General features: G+C 59.0%; 14 protein-coding genes and 1 tRNA gene. 11 read left to right on the plus strand and 4 right to left on the minus strand.

Annotated features, from left to right (window positions below):
* Positions 1–12: 12 nt before the first annotated feature.
* Complete coding sequence (locus ABL922_RS02000; protein ID WP_349022535.1) at positions 13–1359, plus strand: SPOR domain-containing protein; 1347 nt, start codon at positions 13–15, stop codon at positions 1357–1359.
* A gap of 34 nt (positions 1360–1393) precedes the next feature.
* Here the strand turns inward: ABL922_RS02000 and ABL922_RS02005 are convergent, their stop codons facing one another.
* The 4 genes from ABL922_RS02005 to ABL922_RS02020 form a co-directional block, all read right to left on the minus strand.
* Positions 1394–2611: a dihydroorotase gene (locus tag ABL922_RS02005; RefSeq protein ID WP_349022536.1), complete on the minus strand. Its 1218-nt coding sequence runs from the start codon at positions 2609–2611 to the stop codon at positions 1394–1396.
* Complete coding sequence (locus ABL922_RS02010) at positions 2608–3603, minus strand: aspartate carbamoyltransferase catalytic subunit (RefSeq protein WP_349022537.1); 996 nt, start codon at positions 3601–3603, stop codon at positions 2608–2610. The genes ABL922_RS02005 and ABL922_RS02010 overlap by 4 nt, the downstream gene beginning before the upstream one ends.
* Before the next feature lie 212 nt (positions 3604–3815).
* Positions 3816–4274: a Holliday junction resolvase RuvX gene (ruvX, locus tag ABL922_RS02015; RefSeq protein ID WP_349022538.1), complete on the minus strand. Its 459-nt coding sequence runs from the start codon at positions 4272–4274 to the stop codon at positions 3816–3818.
* The gene (locus ABL922_RS02020; protein WP_349022539.1) at positions 4271–5383 is read right to left on the minus strand and encodes a DUF3089 domain-containing protein; all 1113 of its coding nucleotides are present in this window, start codon (positions 5381–5383) and stop codon (positions 4271–4273) included. Before ABL922_RS02020 ends, ruvX begins: the two co-directional genes overlap by 4 nt.
* 139 nt (positions 5384–5522) lie before the next feature.
* Between ABL922_RS02020 and gatC the strand changes: the two genes are divergently transcribed.
* The 10 genes from gatC to clpX all read left to right on the plus strand — a co-directional run bounded on the left by gatC (position 5523) and on the right by clpX (position 15493).
* Positions 5523–5810, plus strand: a complete 288-nt coding sequence (gatC, locus tag ABL922_RS02025; protein ID WP_349022540.1) for an Asp-tRNA(Asn)/Glu-tRNA(Gln) amidotransferase subunit GatC — start codon at positions 5523–5525, stop codon at positions 5808–5810.
* Positions 5810–7294, plus strand: a complete 1485-nt coding sequence (gene gatA / locus ABL922_RS02030) for an Asp-tRNA(Asn)/Glu-tRNA(Gln) amidotransferase subunit GatA (RefSeq protein ID WP_349022541.1) — start codon at positions 5810–5812, stop codon at positions 7292–7294. Before gatC ends, gatA begins: the two co-directional genes overlap by 1 nt.
* Before the next feature lies 1 nt (position 7295).
* Positions 7296–8783 (plus strand): Asp-tRNA(Asn)/Glu-tRNA(Gln) amidotransferase subunit GatB, encoded by a 1488-nt coding sequence (gene gatB, locus ABL922_RS02035; RefSeq protein WP_349022542.1) that lies wholly within the window; start codon positions 7296–7298, stop codon positions 8781–8783.
* A gap of 108 nt (positions 8784–8891) precedes the next feature.
* The gene (locus tag ABL922_RS02040; protein ID WP_349022543.1) at positions 8892–9635 is read left to right on the plus strand and encodes a hypothetical protein; all 744 of its coding nucleotides are present in this window, start codon (positions 8892–8894) and stop codon (positions 9633–9635) included.
* Positions 9632–10792, plus strand: a complete 1161-nt coding sequence (locus tag ABL922_RS02045) for a M48 family metallopeptidase (protein WP_349022544.1) — start codon at positions 9632–9634, stop codon at positions 10790–10792. Before ABL922_RS02040 ends, ABL922_RS02045 begins: the two co-directional genes overlap by 4 nt.
* Entirely contained in the window at positions 10789–11406 is a 618-nt protein-coding gene (locus ABL922_RS02050; protein WP_349022545.1) for a hypothetical protein, read from the plus strand. Before ABL922_RS02045 ends, ABL922_RS02050 begins: the two co-directional genes overlap by 4 nt.
* A gap of 107 nt (positions 11407–11513) precedes the next feature.
* Positions 11514–11598, plus strand: a tRNA-Leu gene (locus ABL922_RS02055).
* 87 nt (positions 11599–11685) lie between these two features.
* Positions 11686–13194: a trigger factor gene (gene tig, locus ABL922_RS02060; protein WP_349022546.1), complete on the plus strand. Its 1509-nt coding sequence runs from the start codon at positions 11686–11688 to the stop codon at positions 13192–13194.
* A gap of 251 nt (positions 13195–13445) precedes the next feature.
* Positions 13446–14081: an ATP-dependent Clp protease proteolytic subunit gene (locus tag ABL922_RS02065; RefSeq protein WP_349022547.1), complete on the plus strand. Its 636-nt coding sequence runs from the start codon at positions 13446–13448 to the stop codon at positions 14079–14081.
* A gap of 149 nt (positions 14082–14230) precedes the next feature.
* Positions 14231–15493, plus strand: coding sequence for an ATP-dependent Clp protease ATP-binding subunit ClpX (gene clpX, locus ABL922_RS02070; RefSeq protein ID WP_349022548.1), 1263 nt, complete (start codon positions 14231–14233; stop codon positions 15491–15493).
* The last annotated feature ends 105 nt before the right edge of the window (positions 15494–15598 follow it).

Consider the following 15598-nt stretch of genomic DNA (forward strand, 5'->3'; position numbering starts at 1 on the left):
TGAGGAATAGTCATGAAGAACAAGACACTCATAAAGCTGGCATTGTCCACCGCGGTTGTCGGTTTCACTGCCTTGGGTGGGGCTGGCGTGGTCGCATCGAGTGCGGCAACGCATGCATCGGCCGATGCAAATGCCAAAAAGGCGCATAGCTGGGCGAAAAAGGCTGAAAAGCTTTTCGCCAAGGGCAAGACCGATAAGGCTCTGCCCTTGGCCGAAGCAGCCGTCGAGGCCGATCTGTCCAATATGGAATATCGCTCGCTTCTGGCGCGCATGTACATGTCGCAGGGTCGCTTTGTTGCCGCCGAACGCACTTTCATGGATGTTATGGAGTTGGGCCAGGTTGATGCTCGCACCGTGATTGGTGTGGCACTGACCCGCATTGCACAGGGCAAGGTCGATTCGGCTGTGTCGCTGGTTGACGCAAACCGTGCGATCCTGCCGGCGAGCGATTATGGCCTCACCCTTGCGTTGGCTGGTGACAGCAAACGTTCGGTCGATGTGCTGGTTGACGCGATCCGCGCCGACAATGCAACTGCCCGCACCCGCCAGAATCTGGCGCTCGCTTATGCCCTTGATGGCCGCTGGCGTGAGGCCCGCATCATGGCAGTGCAGGATATGCCGCAGGACCGTGTCGATGCCCGCATCGTCGAATGGGCACAATATGCCCGCCCGGGTGCTTATCAGACCCGCGTTGCCGGTCTGTTGAACGTTACCCCGCGCGCCGATTCGGGCCAGCCGGTCCGGCTTGCACTGGGTGGTGCCACCGCTGCTCCGATCATGGCGGCTGCTGAAGAGCCCGCACCTGTTGCAATGGCAGCAGCAGAACCCGCCCAGATGACCGAATTGTCCGCTGTCGGCCCCGCGCCTGTCGCCGATGGCTATCACGAATCCGATGTTCGCATCGCCGCCGCCGTCGCTTCGGTTTCGGAGAGCGAAGCGCCGCTGATCAAGGCACCGGAAGGCCCGGCAAAGGCCGCTGAGTCTGCCCCGGCACCCAAGCCGGTCAAGCTGGCTCTGGCCGATACGCCGGCTCCGTCCGCAAAGGCCGCGGGCAAATATCTGGTCCAGCTGGGCGCATTCTCCTCTGCAGGCAATGCGCAGAAAGCGTGGAGCCAATATAGCCGCAAACACAAGGTTCTGAACGGTTTCAGCTCGGCGAGTTCAACCGTCAATGTGAAGGGCAAGACGCTGACCCGCCTCGCAGCTTCTGGCTTTGGCAACTATCAGGCTGCCGCTTCCGCTTGCCGCACTATCAAAGCTTCAGGCGGCGATTGCGTCGTGAAGACCGTAGGCGGCTCGGCTCCGGTTCGTATGGCTGCCAAGCCTGCACGCAAACCGGTGAAAATCGCCGCGCGCTAAACGCTAAAAAACAGGCTTTTTGAAGGGCGGCGGATCAGATGATCTTGCCGCCCTTCATGATTTTGCGCACCCGCCCCTGAACGGGCAGCTTGTCGAACGGCGTATTGCCCGCAAGCGCCGCCATCTTGTCGCTATCGACCTGCCAGGGCGCGTCGGGATCGATGAAGATCAGGTCAGCTTCTCGCCCCACTTCAATCGCGCCTGCATTGACCTTCAATATCTTCGCCGGATTGGTGGCGAGCAGTTCGAACAGGCGACCCATAGAGATATGCCCGTCGCGCACCAGATTGAGCGTCAAGGCGAGCAGTGTTTCCGCCCCCGCCATACCCGGTGCCGCATCGGCAAAGGGCAGGCGCTTGTCTTCGGGGCCACGCGGGTCGTGGCCGGAAGCGATAACGTCTATTGTGCCGTCGGCAACTGCCGCGATGCACGCCAGCCGGTCGATTTCGCTGCGCAAGGGTGGAGAAAGACGCGCAAAGGTGCGGAAGCCGGTGAGGGCGGTGTCAGAGAGGAACAGATGCGCAGGGGTGATGCCGCAGCTGATCTTGAGGCCCTTATCCTTTGCTGCACGGATAAGGTCGAGCCCTGCAGTCGTCGTCACCTGTCTGAAATGTAGATGCGCACCGGTTTCAGCGGCGAGCGAAAGGTCGCGTTGAATGGCCAGCGTTTCAGCGACAGGTGAAGCGCTGGGAAGCCCGAGCAGCGTCGCGTTCAGGCCTGTGGTCGCCACAGCATTGCCGGCCAACCCCGCATCCTCGCTATGCACGAACAGCGGCATATCGAGCATCGCGCAATAGCGCATCAGCCGCAGCATCACGCCCGAATCGGCAATCCAGCCGCGCCCTGTGGCAACACCCAGTGCACCTGCTTCCTTCATCAACGCGATTTCGGCCATATGCTGGCCGTCCAGGTCCTTGGTCGCAGCCGCAAGCGGATGAACCCAGAAATCGGGCTTGCCCTTGCGTGCCGAAAACCGGATCGTCGCCGGATCGTCATGCGCAGGCGATTGGTCGGGCATTAAAGCGGCGCGGGTGATGCCTCCGAACCGGAAAGCAGGTTTGTCGGTGGCAAAGACGCCCAAGTCTATGATGCCGGGGGCGACGATCAGCCCTTCGGCATCGATGCGTTCGCCAAGAGGGTCAGCCTTGCCAACCTGCTCGATGCGTTCGCCCGCAACATGCAGATGCGCGGTTTCGGGTGCTGCCTTACCGGGTAAAATAACCTGTCCGCCGAGAATGTTGGTGCCGGTCATGACCAGCCCTCCACACCGCGCGCTCTTCGCGTCAATATGTCGAGGCAGGCCATGCGCACAGCGACCCCCATTTCGACCTGTTCGGTGATCGCGGATCGTTCAAGGTCGTCGGCAATGTGGCTGGCAATCTCCACCCCGCGGTTCATCGGGCCGGGGTGCATCACCAGCGCATCGGGCTTGGCCAGCGCCAGCCGCCGCGAATCGAGGCCGTAGAGGTGGAAGAATTCGCGCGGGGAGGGGATAAAATCGCCCTGCATCCGTTCATTCTGAAGCCGCAGCATCATCACCACGTCGCTGCCGGGCAGGGCTGCATCGAAATTGTTGAACGCCTCGACGCCAAAGCTGGCTATGCCTTCGGGCATCAAGGCAGGGGGAGCGACAACGCGCACCTGCGCGCCGAGTGTCGTCAGGCTGATCATGTTCGATCGCGCCACGCGGCTGTGTAATATATCGCCGCAAATTGTGACGGTCAGCCCGTCGATCCGGCCTTTGCGACGGCGGATCGTGAGCGCGTCGAGCAGAGCCTGTGTCGGATGCTCGTGCGTGCCGTCTCCGGCATTGAGTACGGGACAATCGACCTTTTGCGAAATCAGGTCAACCGCGCCCGAACTGCCGTGGCGGATCACAATCGCGTCCGCGCGCATTGCGTTCAGTGTCATCGCGGTATCGATCAGCGTCTCGCCCTTTTTGGTGCTCGACTGCGCGACATGCATATTGACCACGTCCGCGCCGAGCCGCTTGCCGGCTATCTCGAACGACAGCAGCGTGCGCGTGCTGTTTTCGAAAAAAGCGTTGATGATGGTCAGCCCGCGCAGCCGGTCGTCGCGCTTGGCGGCGCCAGAGCGGTTGAGCGCGACCCATTGTTCGGCCTCGGACAGGATGAACTCGATTTCCCAGGGTTGCAGTCCGGCAATGCCCAGCAAATGCCGGTGCGGGAAAGCGGCGGAACCTGCTGGAAAGCGGCCCGGTGAAGCTGTTGGTGGCGATGTCATTAAAGCCAGTGCCTTAGCGGCACTAGGCTGGCTTAGCAAGCGGGAGACTATCCCTCTCCCGTTGGGAGAGGGTTGCGCAGACTCGGCAACTTGTTGCCTAGTCGGAGCTGGGTGAGGGGGTGTGCGCTGTCGGGAGGGCAAAGCCCCTCACCAACTTCGCCTAGTCGCTAAAGCGACAAGGCTTCGTATCCTCTCCCAATGGGAGAGGGATATCAAGCAACCAACGCATCAATCGCACCCTGCAGGATATGCGCTGCCGCTGCGCTGTCGATGCGCTCGGCGCGTTTGGCGCGGCTGAGGTCGGCTTCGATCATGAAGCGTTCGGCGGCCGCAGTGGACCAGCGTTCGTCCCACAGCAGGATCGGCAGACCAAGGTCGAGCAGGTTGCGGGCGAAGGACCGGCTCGACTGGCTGCGCGGGGATTCGCTGCCGTCCATATTGATTGGCAGGCCGATGACGATGCCTGCGGTTGGACGGGTGGCAATCGCTGCTTGCAACAACGCCTTGTCCTTGGCGAACTTGCCGCGCGTGATCAGGTCAGCGGGAGAAGCAAAACTCCAGCCAGCGTCGCAAAAGGCGGTCCCGATTGTCTTACTGCCGACATCAAGCCCGATCAGCACCCCGCCTTCGGACAGGGCGGCGCGGAAATCTGGGGCAGAAGTTGTGATCACCGCGCCAGAAATTTCTGCACCCTCCACAAGGCGTCGGCGCGGACATTCGCCCAAAAGAGCGGATAGTCATAAACATGATAATTGTTACCCGGCAGCACATAGGGGCCCATTTCGGGCGGATCGCTGATCAGCAGGAAGCCGCGCTGGTCGCAGCGGGCTGGGATCGCAGCCTTCACCAGTTCGCCGGTCTTCATGTCGTTCGAAGGTTTCAGCGAGCCGAGATTGGCCTCAACGCCAGCCTCTGTCGCGCCGCCGCCGGTTAGCGGATTGGTGCACAGCATGGCGGTGTTGGCGCGCGACTGGCCGTTGAAGCCCGTGGTCGAATCATAGACCTTCAATATGCGCTCATATTCCGCAGGCTCGGCAAAGCTTTGCCAGCCCAATATGCAGCCTATCTGGTCGGGCGAGGTGCAGGCGGGCAGGCCCATTTCTGGCAGATCGGTATCGACCGAAACCGGCCAGCCGACGGCATAGGCAGCGACTATGCGCTTGGCGATTGGCTTGCCCGCGACCCGGTCTTTCAACAGGTGCGTCAGGTGCAGCGCACCTTGGCTGTGCCCCGCTAGGATGATTGGGCGATCCTTCTGCACCTTGGCAACAAAATCGTCGAAGGCGAGGAGGACGTCCTGATAGGCGGCATCCAATGCCTGTTGCCCCTCGGGCTTGTCGGTCAGGAAGGCACCGATGGCGGCCTGGCGATAACGCGGGGCCCAGATTTCTCCCGATGCAGCAAAGGGTGAGGCGAGCCCCTGCAGGAACAGCTTCGCCCGATCCTGCGACAGCTTGTCGTCAAGCGGCGCATTCCAGTGCGTCTTGTCCATATAAGAGGTCGGGTGGATGAAGAAGATCGCGGCTGAACCCGGAACCTCGATTTTCTCCGCACCCACCGGCTGCCAGCTGGTCACATTGTCCGCGCCACTGCGCCCGCGGGCAAACCACATGGCAGGGTCGTCATATTTGTTGGTGGCAAAGGCCTTTTGCTCTTCAAATTTGGTCGTCGGCACAAAAGCGAACTCGGTGAGTTCCTTTTCATAAATGCGAACAACAAAGCCGCCTGCGATCACCAGCGTGATGATGGCGGCGATAAGGTAAAGGAATTTGCGGGCCACGTTTGCGATATCCGTTTGCTTCAATCTGACGGCGGCATTTAGCGAATTGGAAAAAAATAGCACCGGATATTTGAACGGGGGCTGAAAAGCGCAGCTTTGGCTGTTGATGCTGCGAGTGCACAATGCTAGCGGCACCCTTATGTCAGTCGATAAAGATACCGTGAACAAGATCGCGCGGCTCTCCCGCATCGCGATCAGTGACGAAGAGGCCGAAAAGATGGTCGGGGAGCTGAACGGCATCCTCGCCTGGGTCGAGCAATTGGGCGAGGTGGACGTGACCGGCGTTGAGCCGATGACCGCCGTGATCCCCAACCATTTGCGCTTGCGCGACGATGTCGTCACCGATGGCGATGTCCGCGAAAAGGTGCTTGCCAATGCGCCCGCCCGCGAAGGCAGCTTCTTTGGCGTGCCCAAGGTGATCGAATAATGACTGACCTGACCAAATTGGGCGTAGCCGCCATCCGTTCGGGGGTTGCCAGCGGCGAATTCACCGCTGTCGAAGTGGCTGAGGCCTTCAACGCCAATGTCGCTGCGGCAAAGGTGCTCAACGCCTTCATCGTAGAAACGCCGGAAAAGGCCATCGAAGCCGCCAAGGCCGTCGATGCCGACCGCGCGGTGGGTAAGCCGCTGGGCAAAATGGCGGGCGTGCCGATTGGCATGAAGGATCTGTTCGCCACCGAAGGCGTGCAGACCACCGCCGCAAGCCACATCCTCGAAGGCTTTGTGCCGACCTATGAATCGACCGTTTCGGCCAATTTGTGGAAGGCGGGCGCCGGGATGCTGGGCAAGCTGAACCTTGACCAGTTCGCCATGGGTTCGTCGAATGAGACGAGCTATTTTGGCAATGTCATTTCACCCTGGCGGCGCAATGATGGCAGCAATGCCGCATTGGCGCCCGGTGGCTCTTCGGGCGGTTCGTCGACTGCGATTGCGGCACGACTGTGCCCCGCTGCGACCGGCACCGATACCGGCGGCTCGATCCGCCAGCCTGCGGCATTTGTCGGCATTTCGGGCATCAAGCCGACCTATGGCCGCTGCTCGCGCTGGGGCATTGTCGCTTTTGCAAGTTCGCTCGATCAGGCTGGTCCGATGGCGCGCGACGTGCGCGATTGCGCGATCATGCTCGAGGCGATGGCGGGTTTCGATCCCAAGGATTCGACTTCGCTCGACCTGCCCGTCCCCGAATGGGAAGCGGGTCTCAACAGCGACTTGCGCGGAAAGAAAGTCGGTATCCCCAAGGAATATCGCCTTGACGGCATCGACGAAGATATCGCCGCGATGTGGGACAATGGCATCGCCTGGCTGAAGGATGCGGGCGCAGAGATCGTCGAGATCAGCCTGCCGCACACCAAATATGCACTGCCGGCCTATTACATCATCGCCCCCGCCGAGGCGTCGTCCAACCTCGCCCGCTATGATGGCGTGCGCTATGGCCTGCGCGACCTGCCCGATGGGGCAGGGCTGCAAGACATGTACGCCGCCACCCGCGCCGCCGGTTTCGGCGCAGAGGTACGCCGCCGCATCATGATCGGCACCTATGTGCTCAGCGCCGGTTTCTACGACGCTTATTACACGCAGGCCCAAAAAGTCCGTGCTTTGATTGCTCGCGACTTCGACAATGCGTGGAAGCAATGCGACCTGATCTTGGCACCGACCGCGCCGAGCGCAGCCTTTGGTCTGGGTGAAAAGACCAGCGATCCGCTCAGCATGTATCTGAATGACGTCTTTGCAGTGCCAGCCTCACTGGCGGGGCTACCGGCAATGTCGGTACCCGGCGGTCTCGACAAGCAGGGCCTGCCGCTTGGCCTTCAGATAGTCGGCAAGGCGCTGGATGAGCAAGGCGTGTTGAACGCGGGTCTGGCAATCGAAGAACGTGCCGGGTTCACGGCGGAAGCGGAGAAGTGGTGGTAATATGAGCGAATACCGCATCCAGGGCATGACAGGCGAATGGGAGGTCGTGATCGGCCTAGAGGTCCATGCGCAGGTCACGTCGAACGCCAAGCTCTTTTCGGGCGCGTCTGCCGCTTATGGTGGCGAGCCGAACAGCCATGTGTCGCTGGTCGATGCCGCGATGCCCGGCATGTTGCCCGTGCCCAACCGCGAATGCATCCGGCAGGCGGTGCGCACCGGCATTGCGATCAACGCGCAGATCAACAAATATTCGCGGTTTGACCGGAAAAATTATTTCTACGCCGATTTGCCGCAGGGCTACCAGATTTCCCAGCTCTACCACCCGATTGTCGGCGAAGGCGAGATTGAGGTCATTCTTGACGAGAAGGACGCCAATAGCCCGCGCAAGACCATCGGCATCGAACGCATCCATGTCGAACAGGATGCGGGTAAGCTGATGCACGATCAGCATCCGACCATGTCCTATGTCGATCTCAACCGCTCGGGCGTTGCGCTGATGGAAATCGTCTCGCGTCCCGATATGCGTTCGCCTGCCGAGGCCGGGGCTTATGTGAAGAAGCTCAGATCAATTCTCCGCTATGTCGGCTCTTGCGACGGCAATATGGAGGAAGGCTCGATGCGCGCCGACGTCAATGTCAGCGTGCGCAAGCCCGGTGCCGAATATGGCACGCGGACCGAAACCAAGAATGTGAACTCGATCCGCTTTGTCATGCAGACAATCGAGGTCGAGGCGCGGCGTCAGGTCGATCTGATCGAGGATGGCGGCACCGTGGTGCAGGAAACCCGCCTGTTCGATCCGAACAAGCTGGAAACCCGCTCGATGCGCTCCAAAGAGGATGCGCATGATTATCGCTATTTCCCCGATCCGGACCTGCTCCCGCTCGAACTTGACGATGCGTTTCTGGAGGAGTGCAAGGCGTCGCTGCCCGAACTGCCCGATGCAAAGCGCGCGCGCTATGAGAATGAGTTGGGCCTGACCGCTTACAATGCGGCCGTTTTGACCGCCGAGGCGGAGACCGCCTTCTGGTTCGAAGACCTGTTGAGCCACGGCGTCGATGCGAAGCAGGGCTCCAACTGGCTGATGTCCGAACTGTTCGGCGCGCTGAACAAGCTCGGCAAGTCGCTCGACGAAAGCCCGGTCGGCCCCGCACAGGCCGCCGAATTGCTGAAACTGGTTGCTGATGGCACCATTTCGGGCAGCATCGCCAAGCAAGTGTTCGAGATCATGCTCGAAACCGCGGCCCAAGGAGACATGAAGGGCGCTGCAACCATCGTCGAGGAAAAGGGACTCAAGCAGACCAGCGATACGGGCGCCATCGAGGCCGTAATCGCCGAAATCCTCGCCAACAATCCCGGCCAGCTCGAACAATATCGCGCGGGCAAGGAACAGCTCTTCGGCTTCTTCGTCGGCCAGACGATGAAGGCGATGCAAGGCAAGGCCAATCCTGGTGTGGTCAACGAATTGCTCAAAAAGGCGCTGGCCGGCTAATCTGCGTGTGAGACGAATTCACATTCAGCTGGCAATTTAGCCCCTTGCGCCACAGCCCTATAGGCGCGAGAAATGCCATATAGCGGCGATCAGCCGTCTGGAGCAGTCATGGCGCGAGGTTTGGGAATAGGGATGGCGTTGGCGATCACGTTCGCCGCCAACGCGATTATGGCGCAAACCCCAGTGGTGACCGAAAATTTTGCGGTGCGCGACGGATTTGCCTTCGCCCCGGAAACGCCACCGCGCATTCTGGTCTTTCGCCCCGAAATAAAGATTGGGGAGCAGACCACGGCCGGCCTATTCCAGAACAATGCCGAATGGCATGCCACCGCGACGCGTGAATTGAGCGCGGCACTGGTGGCTATGGGCGACAAGCGCGGTATCGAAATGGTGCTGCACGACGATCAACCTGCTGACAATCCGCTGATGGCGGAGCATCGTGCGCTGTTCCGGTTGGTGGTCGGCACGATCATCCGCCACAAATTGTTCAGCAAAGACCCTTTGCCTTCCAAGATTGGCAGTTTCGACTGGAGCCTGGGAGGTGGTATTGCGAAAATCGCGCCCGCGGCAAAGGCCGATTATGGCCTGTTCCTTCTCAGCCATGATAGTTTTGAAACGGCCGGGCGCCGCGCCGCGAAACTGGTCGCTGCACTGATGGGCAATGGTGATATTGCGGGCACGCATTTCGGCTATGCCGCATTGGTCGATCTGAAAAATGGCGACATTGTCTGGCTGGGGGTTGATTTGAAGGCTGGCGGCGACGTTCGCACGGCGGAGGGAGCCGCGCAGCGCGTCGAGCAATTGCTGAACGGCTTTCCCGCGCGCGCTTCCGGCAAGGCAGTTGCACGATGAAGCGTCTCCGGCACAACCTGACAGTTGCGGCATTGGTCGTTGCTGCCCCAATCGCAGCCCAGCCTTTGGAACTATTGCCCACCAGCGCGGGCTATCAACCCAAGGATGCGGTGGAACAAGGCCTTTGGCTGGAAATGGACGAGGCCGAGCAACAGATGCGCGCGTCCAAATTCCTGATCGATGACCCCGAACTCAACGCCTATGTCAAAGGCGTGCTGTGTCGCGCGGTCGGCACCGACAAATGCGGCGCGGCGCGCATCTATCTGATGCGCACACCGCAATTCAACGCCGCGATGGCCCCCAATGGCATGATGCTGGTATGGAGCGGGCTGCTGTTGCGGGCGCGCAATGAGGCTGAATTGGCCGCAGTTCTTGGCCATGAATTCGTCCATTTTGAACAGCAGCACAGCTTGAAATCCTTCCGAGACATCAAGGCCAAGTCTGATGCGATTACCTGGCTGGGTTTTGTACCTGGCGGCATGCTGGCGCAGATCGGGCTTATGGGATCGGTCTTCCGCTTCAATCGCGAAATGGAAAAGCAGGCCGATATGGCCGCGCTCGATTATCTGAGTGCCAGTGGATACGACCCGATGGCGCCTTCCAAAATCTGGGAACAGCTTCTTGGCGAGATGGACGTGCAGGCCAAGGCAAACAAAAGCGGAGCCGCGGCGCAGGAGGCGAGCGACTTTTTCTCCTCGCATCCCAATACCCGCGATCGCATGGAATATCTCCGCGCCGCCGCCCGGACCAAGGCCCCGAGCAGCGACGATGGAAGCGAGCGCTACCGGGTCGCTATCGCCCGCTGGTGGCCGCGTTTGATCGACGATCAGGTAAAGCTGAACGATTTCGCGGCGACCGAGTTTCTGCTGAACGGGCTGGCTCGAGGAAACTGGACGGCAGATTTGCTCTATGCCCGCGGCGAATTATATCGCGCGCGCGGAAAAGAGGGCGATCTGGCCAAGGCGGAGGGTTTCTATCGGCAGTCGGTTTCCAAAGACCCCGCGCTTGCCGAAAGCTGGCGCAGTCTGGGAATGCTCCTCCTTAGGCAAGGCAAATCGAGCGAAGGCCGGAAAATGCTGCGTCGCTATCTGGATATTGCACCTGCAGCTGGCGACCGCCCAATGATCGAGGCGATGGCGCGGGAGCCGCAGAAATGAGGCTGGTTCCCATGGCGATCTCGCTGTTGGCGCTGGTCGGTGCTTCGGTGCCAGCTTTCGCGGAATGGAAGGCATTGGTTGCCGATGAGAGTGTAAATGTCGCGGGAAAGCTATTGGTTGCGACACCAGAGGCAGGATGGAACCGATCATCAGCCCGTCCGTCCGACCATGGCGAACGCTGGACGCGCGATGGCCTCGCGCTCAACGAACTGACCTTCTTTGCCGCCATTCCCGACGGCGGCACGCTGTACCACTCGCCCTATGGGGCAACGCAGAAGCTGCCAAAATTCCGCTCGAATATGCTGGCAACAGAGATTGTCGAACTGTTCGAGAGCAGCAACCGCATCCTTCTAAACTCGTCGGTTTTTTCGGTCGATGCCATCGAACCCGCAAAGCTGGGCACGCATGAAGGTGTGCGTTTCGCCTATAGCTATGCCGCGCAGGATGAAGGCCTGACCCGCAAGGGGGAGGGGGTTGCTGCGATAGTCGAGGGCAAGCTCTATCTCGTCAATTTCATCGCGCCTGAAATCCATTATTTTGATCGCGATATTGAAGAGATCAGGCAGTTGGTTGCAACCTTGCAACTGCGACCGCCGGAGCCTTCGCAGCCTTGAAAACGGGCTGTCGCAATGGCGGGCAATCCCGCCGCTTTCGGCACTTGCCCTAGGGCGACTTTGCCGTTAGAGGCACCCGACCGCACGGCCAATACGGGTGTGGCGGAGCGGGCGTGGCGGAATTGGTAGACGCGCTGGTTTTAGGTACCAGTATCGCAAGATGTGGGGGTTCGAGTCCCTTCGCCCGCACCAGTTCAAAACGCCCGGCTTCCCAGCCAAGTCCGTCCAGAGATTTTTGAAGCGCAACCCTGCGCAGAGTTGAGGATTAGAGTTTTAGTTATGCAAGCCCAGGAAACCCAGAATGAAGGCCTGAAGCGGGCCTATCGCCTCACCGTTACCGTCGCCGACATTGAGTCGCGGATCGATGCCGAAGTGCAGAAAATCGCACCGCAAGTGCGTATGCCCGGCTTCCGCCCCGGCAAGGTTCCCGCAAACCTCGTCAAGAAGATGCACAAGGATGCCCTGCTTCAGGAAGCGCTGAATACGTCGATCCAGGAAGGCGTCCAGAAGACGATCACCGATAACAAGCTGCGTCCGGCAACCCAGCCGCATGTGCATCTCGATCATGACTATGCACCCGGCAAAGACGCTGTGGTCGATTTTCACTTCGAAGTGCTGCCCAGCATTCCTGCTGTTTCGATCGATGGTCTGTCGCTCGACCGACTGACGGTCGAAGCCGAAGGCGCCGAAATTGACGCCGCGCTGGAGCGACTGGCAGCAGGCAACAAGAATTTCGAAACCGCCGCGAAAAGCTATAAAGCTGCGACCGGCGACGTCGTTGTCATCGATTTCGAAGGCAAGGTTGATGGCGTGCCGTTCGATGGCGGCAAGGGTGAGGGCATGTCGGTCGAGCTCGGCTCGGGCCAGCTGATCCCCGGTTTTGAAGACCAACTGGTTGGCGTGAAGGCCAATGACAGCAAGGTCATCAATGTCACATTCCCCGAAGACTATGGTGCCAAGGAACTGGCCGGCAAGGCCGCAACCTTCGACATCGTCGTCGGCGAAGTGAAAAAGCCGGCAGAAAGCAAGGCTGACGACAGCCTTGCCGCAGCATTCGGCCTCGAAAGCCTCGACAAGCTCAAGGAACTGATGAAAGTTCAGGTTGAGCAGGAACTCAATGGTCTGACCCGCACCTATATGAAGCGCCAGTTGCTCGACCAGTTGGCAGCCGACCATGATTTCGAAGTCCCGCCGTCGATGGTGGAAGCCGAATTCGAACAGATTTGGGCGCAGCTTGAACAGGAAGCGGATCGCGAAGATGATCCCGAAGCTGCACGCAAGGAAATGGAAGCCGAGCGCGAGGATTATCGCGACATCGCCGTTCGCCGCGTGCGCCTCGGTCTGCTGCTCTCTGAAATCGGCCAGAGCAATGGCGTCGATGTCAGCAATCAGGAAATGCAGATGCTGGTGACGCAGGCAGCCCAACAATATCGTCAGGAAGACCGTCAGCGCTTTGTGCAGTATCTGCAGGAAAACCCGATGGCGGCAGCCCAGCTTCGCGCGCCGCTGTTTGAAGACAAGGTTGTCGACTTCCTGTTTGACAAGGCAAGCGTGACCGAAAAGACCGTAACCCGCGCTGAACTCGAAGCTGCGATCGAAGCCGAACCCGAAGCGAAGCCCGCCAAAAAGGCTCCGGCGAAGAAGGCCGCTGCCAAAAAGGAAGCTGCACCCGCCAAGGAAGAAAAGCCCGCAGCTAAAAAGGCAGCTCCGAAGAAGGAAGCGGCCAAGGACGAAGGCGAAAAGCCTGCAAAAAAGGCTCCGGCCAAAAAGGCTGCTGCCAAGAAATAACCGCTCGTTTCGAGCATCGGAAAGGGGCCCGGCGCAATCCGGGCCCTTTTCTGTTTCAGACGGCTCGCTATTGATATTAATCGACAAAAACGACTAAAAACGGGATTTTAAACGAAATCTGCGTTCAGTGAAGCGGCTTACATAGGTCAGGTGTCTCGCATTACGCCCGATCTTAACCCTTTTCCTGCTTGAAACTTTCACCCGCTGCCCCGATGTAAGCATCAACAGAAACACAAATAACAGAGGCATTCATGCACGATCCGTTCCGCGATCCCACCCAGGCACTCGTTCCCGTCGTTATCGAGCAATCGAACCGCGGCGAACGCAGCTGGGATATTTTCTCAAGATTGCTGCGCGAACGCATCATTTTCGTGACCGGCGAGGTTGAGGATAATATGGCAGCTGTCATCACTGCCCAGCTGCTGTTCCTCGAATCCGATAATCCCAAAAAGGATATCTGGATGTATATCAACTCGCCGGGTGGTGTGGTTACCGCTGGCATGGCGATCCACGATACCATGCAGTATATCCGCCCCCGCGTCGGCACCGTCTGCATCGGCCAGGCAGCATCAATGGGCAGTTTCCTTCTCGCCGCCGGCGAACCCGGCATGCGGATCGCCTTAACCAATGCCCGTATCATGGTGCACCAGCCTTCGGGTGGCGCGCGCGGCATGGCGTCCGATATCCAGATTCAAGCCAATGAGATACTGCGTATTCGCAAGCGGATGAACGATCTTTATGCCAAATATACCGGCAAGCCGTTGAAGGACATCGAGAAGGCAATGGATCGCGACACCTTCCTCGAAGCCGACGAAGCCAAGGCTTTTGGCCTTGTTGACGAGGTATTCGACAAGCGCCCGACCGCGGCAGAGGGCGGTGATAGCTGATCCGCGCTGAACTTCTTTACCATTTATCTACCGCGTTTCTGAAAGGAAAAGGCGGGTTTTTCGACTATTGCGAAATATTGACATCGCGATAGGATGGCAAATCACAGGCAAGTCTGGTTAAGTTTTGCCATGCGTAGTACAGGACGTTTATGACCAAGTTGAGCGGCTCCGATACCAAGAGCACCCTATATTGCTCCTTCTGCGGCAAGTCGCAGCACGAAGTCCGCAAGCTGATTGCGGGGCCGACCGTTTTCATCTGCGATGAATGCGTCGATCTGTGCAACGACATCATCCGTGAAGAAACCAAGGGTGCGCTTACGGGTAAAAAGGACGGCGAAGTCCCGACACCGCAGGAAATCTGCGACGTATTGGACGATTACGTTATCGGCCAGTTTCAGGCCAAGCGTGTGCTGTCGGTCGCGGTCCATAACCATTATAAGCGCCTCAACCATGCGCAGAAAAATGGCGATGTCGAACTCGCCAAGTCGAATATCTTGCTGATTGGGCCGACTGGCTGCGGCAAGACTTTGCTCGCACAGACGCTGGCAAAGACCTTTGATGTGCCTTTCACAATGGCCGATGCAACGACCCTGACCGAGGCTGGCTATGTTGGTGAGGATGTCGAGAATATCATCCTGAAGTTGCTTCAGGCCTCCGACTACAATGTCGAACGCGCGCAGCGTGGCATCGTTTACATCGATGAAATCGACAAGATCAGCCGCAAGGCCGAAAACCCCTCAATCACCCGCGATGTCAGTGGGGAAGGCGTGCAACAGGCGCTGCTCAAGCTGATGGAAGGCACAACCGCCAGCGTTCCTCCGCAGGGTGGCCGCAAGCATCCGCAGCAGGAATTTCTGCAGGTTGATACCACTAACATCCTGTTCATTTGCGGCGGGGCGTTTGCGGGTCTTGAAAAGATTATTTCCAACCGCTTGGAAGGCAAATCTATCGGTTTTGGCGCGCATGTCGCCGATCCGGACGAGCGTCGCACGGGCGAAGTGCTGAAGCAAATTGAGCCCGAGGATTTGCTGAAATATGGCCTGATCCCTGAATTTGTCGGGCGTTTGCCGGTGACAGCGACGCTCGAAGACCTTGACGTTTCGGCACTGGTCAAGATTTTGTCGGAGCCGAAGAACGCTCTGGTCAAACAATATCGCAAGTTGTTCGAAATGGAGAATGTCGGGCTGACATTCACCGATGATGCGCTTGAAGCTGTCGCTAAGCGTGCGATCGAACGCAAGACTGGCGCGCGTGGTCTTCGCTCGATTTTGGAAGCTATCCTGCTCGACACGATGTTCGAACTGCCGTCGATGCATGGTGTGAGTGAGATTGTCGTCGACAAGGATGTTGTTGATGGTCGGAAAGAACCGGTGCGGGTCTTCTCAGAGACCGCAAAAGAGTCTGCCGCTTAATTTTTTCTGAAGCTGTTGCCGGTGTGCAACAGTATGCAAAGCGCAAGTTGGAAGTCGCAGATTTCCGAGGCTTTTCCGACTGTTTCTGCGTCTCTTCAAACGCCA

This window comes from Sphingorhabdus sp. (genome assembly GCF_040079335.1).
In the GTDB taxonomy this organism is placed as follows: Bacteria; Pseudomonadota; Alphaproteobacteria; order Sphingomonadales; family Sphingomonadaceae; genus Sphingorhabdus_B.